The sequence below is a fragment of the Candidatus Synechococcus spongiarum genome, assembly GCF_900047545.1.
Taxonomy (GTDB): Bacteria; Cyanobacteriota; Cyanobacteriia; order PCC-6307; family Cyanobiaceae; genus Synechococcus_B; species Synechococcus_B spongiarum_C.
This window is the reverse complement of sequence record NZ_FITM01000091.1, coordinates 1-3,548: the sequence shown is the minus strand read 5'-3', so window position 1 is coordinate 3,548 and position 3,548 is coordinate 1. Positions and strand designations below refer to the sequence as shown.

The following is a 3,548-nucleotide window of genomic DNA, read 5'->3' as shown; positions in this document are numbered from 1 at the left end:
CGAATCACCTTGAACAACTCTGCCTTACGCACCAGTTTATTGCGGCTGTTCCAGAATGTCCTCAGAAATTCGGGAAATCTCTCGCTGCCCAGTAAATTAACGATACCGTCCCAACGATCTTCCAGACCCTTGATATCCTGTTCATGGGACTTGTCACGAGACACAACAGAAAACAGACAATTTTTCAACAAGTCCGTCGCAGAAAGGCGCACGCCGCGGGCGTTCAGCGTCTCAAAGACTTTGAAAGCATTCAATTCATCGGTTACAGTAATTACTGTAAAAAGCAATTTATCGACCAAGGCATCAATAAAACGCGCTACCGCAACTCCATCCTCGCTCGATTGTTTCTTTATATGATCCTTGAACCATAAAAATGCCTGTCGGAGAAGATTTTCCGATACATTCAGTCCTTGCTTACGTAAGGGCTCTTCAAGAGGAATTAAATAGTGTTTATAAAAGCGATCATTGTTTTTGTTCAAGGTCAGTTTGGATTGGGAGACCAAGGTTACCGGATCCAGATAGCCAATGTAACTGTTACGCAACTGGTCAGCACGCTGGCGATTCTTGCTGTCCGCACCTTCTGCCATGGACAAGTCCATGAGATGGGCTATCGCCGCCAAAATCAGGACACTCATGGTGGTCATCCGTTGCTGACCGTCAATAATGTCAAATTCCCTGTTGTTGGGTGACTGCAACACCAGATAGCCCATGTAATGGGCCGGTTCAGCATCTTCTTCATCGACGAGGGCAACCATGTCCTGCCAGAGATCATCCCACTCATCCGGTCCCCAGGCATAGTCCCGCTGGAACATGGGCACGCGATAGCGCAGGCCGTTGGCCAGCAGTTGGCGCAGGGTGCTGTTGGCTGTATTGAAGTTCATGGAAGAACCCGGACAGTTCAATCAAGTGTAGATCCTGAAGATCAACTCCTAAAGCGCAAACCCCGGATCAATGGCGGCCAGCGCCATCCGGGCGCGGGCTTCCAGTTGCTCCTGACAGGGGCCGTGGCTGGCGATCAGGCAGCCCGTCTGGCGCAGTTCGCTGCTGCTGTAGGTGAGGGGCCGACCGTCCCCGTGACGGAAACAGCCCCCAGCGGCCTGGAGCACTGCTTCCGGCGCCGCCATGTCCCAGTGTTTGGGTGCGGAGCGGCCCGAGAGGGAGATATACACGTCCGCCTCTCCCCGCAGGATGGCGGCCACCTTGCAACCCACACTACCGACGGAGCGACTGCCGGCCAGGCCTAGGCGCGGGATCAGGGCCTCCAGGCGCTTGTCGCGATGGTTGCGGCTGGCCATCAGGATCAGGTCTTCACAGCGACGGCGCCCACTCAGTCCGGCAGGGCGGGGTATCCCTTGGCGATCCTCCCGCCAACAACGGCCCCCTGCGCCAAACCAGAGTTCCTCCCGCTCCGGCAACAGCACCAGCCCCAGCCGGGGGCGGCCCTGGTGCAGCAGGGCCAGGTGGACGGCGTAGTGGCCGGTTCCCTCCAGAAAATCCCTGGTGCCGTCCAGGGGATCCAACAGCCAGGCCCACTGCCGATCCAGGGGATGGTCCCGGTCGTCGTGATGGGTCGTTTCTTCACTCAGCAGACCCCAAGGGGCATGGGGCCACGTCCGGCTCAAGGCTTGGAGCAGGTGGTGGTGGACGGCCCGATCTGCGGCGCTCACCGGGCCGTCCCGGCCTTCCTCCACGGCCAACCGGGCTGGATAGCCGTAGGGGGGCTGCTGGCCACGGGCATAGGCCCGCAGGAGATCCGCGGCTTCCCAGGCGCTGCGCCGCAGCAGGGCCATGAGGTGGTCTTCCTTCACACCGTGGGGCAAGGCAACAGGACTGGCCATGATGGCAATAGAGGCAGGCGCCATTGTGGAACAGCCCAGGGAAGAACCCCATGGCGGGGTGCTCTACGTGGTGGGCACCCCCATCGGAAACCGGGGGGACCTCAGCCCCAGGGCCCGCAGGGTGTTGGAGCAGATCGACGTGATTGCCTGCGAGGACACGCGCCACAGTGGCCAGTTGCTGCAGGGTCTCTCCGGTCACGGTCGACTGGTGAGCTTTCATCGCCACAACCGCCAACAGCGCCAGCCCCAGTTGCTGGCAGTGTTGGCGTCGGGTCAGGGCCTGGCGCTGATCAGTGATGCGGGAATGCCCGGCATCAGCGACCCTGGCGAAGAGTTGGTGGCGGCAGCACGCCAGGCAGGCCATGGGGTGATTTGTATTCCCGGTCCCACCGCCTTTGTCATGGCCCTGGTGGGCAGTGGTCTGCCCTGTGGGCGGTTTGTGTTTGAAGGTTTCCTGCCGGCCAGGCCCGGCGCCCGCCGGCAGCGACTCCAGTACATGGCGGCGGAGTCCCGCACCATGGTGTTCTACGAGGCCCCCCATCGGCTGCTGGCTCTGGTGAAGGATCTGCTGGAGCTTTGGGGGGATCGCCCCCTCCAGGTGGGGCGGGAGCTGACCAAACGCCATGAGGAATTCGTTGGCCCCACCACGGCCACGGCTCTGGAGCATTTTCGTGACCAGCCTCCACGGGGTGAATGTTGCGTTGTGGTGGGTGGCTGCCCGGCACCGGCCACCTTGCCCTGGGACGGGGATGCCCTGGCGGCCCAATTGCAGCGCCTGGTCCGGCAGGAGGGCCTCAGCCACAGCCAGGCTGCCCGCGTCCTGGCCCAGCGGAGCGGCCACAGCCGACAGCGGCTCTACGCCCTGTTGTTGCAAAGGCGCCATGGCGGGGAGCAGGGGGCTGGACCATAGTGGTTGCCATGATCCATCGTCTTCTCCTGCTGGGCACCGGCTGGGGTGTGGGCCTGCTGATGCTCCTCAGCCTCAGCCTGGGGGCCCAGAATCTGGAACGCTCGTCGGAGCGCCTCAGACTTGATTTGGGTTTTGGGCGCAACACGGTCCCCTTACCCAGCGGCGTGATCATCGGGGTGGGGTTGATTGCCGGTGTGGTGGCTGGCAGCAGCGCCAGCGCCCTGGCGTGGCCCCGCTCGTCTTCAGCTTCAGCCGAGGAGGAGCGGGAGTGAGGATTCAGGGTTGAGCCGGGGCAGTGCTGCCGGGCAGGGCATAGAGGGCGCCTTCAATCACCAGACGACTGATCCCCTGGGTCAGGAGGTGGGGAGCTGTCTTACCCAGCAGCTTCGGGTCGGCCAGCTTCACGATCCGCTGGTTCCTGCGGCACTGGCGCCGCGCCTGACGAACATTGCTGAACAGGACCAGCCCCTGCCGCTGTTGTTCGTCAGTGTGCAGGGGACCCAGATGGTGGAGACTGCCCAGGGTCTGGGGTTGCAACTCCACGCTGCGGTCCACCACGAGATAGAGGGGAGACGGCAACCGATTCAGATCAAGGTTGGTGGCTTGGGCCGCCCCTTGGCGCTGATCAGGCTCCGTGGCGTTGGAGTGACGCACTGCCGGCGTGGCACGGGTCTGACTTGATCGTTTGCGGTTGTGCTCCTTGAGCGCTGCCAACTCCGCAGAGCCCAGGCGGGAGCGAACAAGGCGCATCACCGTCCTGTCGCTACAGCCAAAACGCTTGCCCACCACCACGCTGCTGT

General features: G+C 62.1%; 4 protein-coding genes and 1 pseudogene. 2 read left to right on the top strand and 3 right to left on the bottom strand.

Annotation, left to right across the window (positions count from 1 at the left end; genetic code table 11):
* Both FLM9_RS03685 and FLM9_RS03680 read right to left on the bottom strand, forming a co-directional pair.
* The coding region (locus FLM9_RS03685) for a DUF262 domain-containing protein (protein ID WP_143324586.1) at positions 1–881 on the bottom strand (881 nt) is incomplete at its 3' end.
* A 48-nt stretch (positions 882–929) separates the two neighbouring features.
* Positions 930–1,838 (bottom strand): 3'(2'),5'-bisphosphate nucleotidase CysQ family protein, encoded by a 909-nt coding sequence (locus FLM9_RS03680; RefSeq protein ID WP_102135468.1) that lies wholly within the window; start codon positions 1,836–1,838, stop codon positions 930–932.
* Here FLM9_RS03680 and rsmI point away from each other — a divergent pair.
* Positions 1,837–2,748, top strand: a complete 912-nt coding sequence (rsmI, locus tag FLM9_RS03675) for a 16S rRNA (cytidine(1402)-2'-O)-methyltransferase (RefSeq protein WP_257242995.1) — start codon at positions 1,837–1,839, stop codon at positions 2,746–2,748. The two genes, FLM9_RS03680 and rsmI, sit on opposite strands and share 2 nt — an antisense overlap.
* An 8-nt stretch (positions 2,749–2,756) precedes the next feature.
* Positions 2,757–3,020, top strand: coding sequence for a hypothetical protein (locus FLM9_RS03670; RefSeq protein ID WP_074457317.1), 264 nt, complete (start codon positions 2,757–2,759; stop codon positions 3,018–3,020).
* 4 nt (positions 3,021–3,024) lie between these two features.
* Here the strand turns inward: FLM9_RS03670 and FLM9_RS08115 are convergent.
* Positions 3,025–3,548, bottom strand: a pseudogene (locus tag FLM9_RS08115) (hypothetical protein); the annotation flags it as partial.

Excerpts from the sequence above, each read along its gene's own strand:
- rsmI (WP_257242995.1), top strand. The coding sequence starts at position 1,837 with ATGATGGCAATAGAGGCAGGCGCCATTGTGGAACAGCCCAGGGAAGAA.
- FLM9_RS03670 (WP_074457317.1), top strand. The coding sequence starts at position 2,757 with ATGATCCATCGTCTTCTCCTGCTGGGCACCGGCTGGGGTGTGGGCCTG.
- FLM9_RS03680 (WP_102135468.1), bottom strand. The coding sequence starts at position 1,838 with ATGGCCAGTCCTGTTGCCTTGCCCCACGGTGTGAAGGAAGACCACCTC.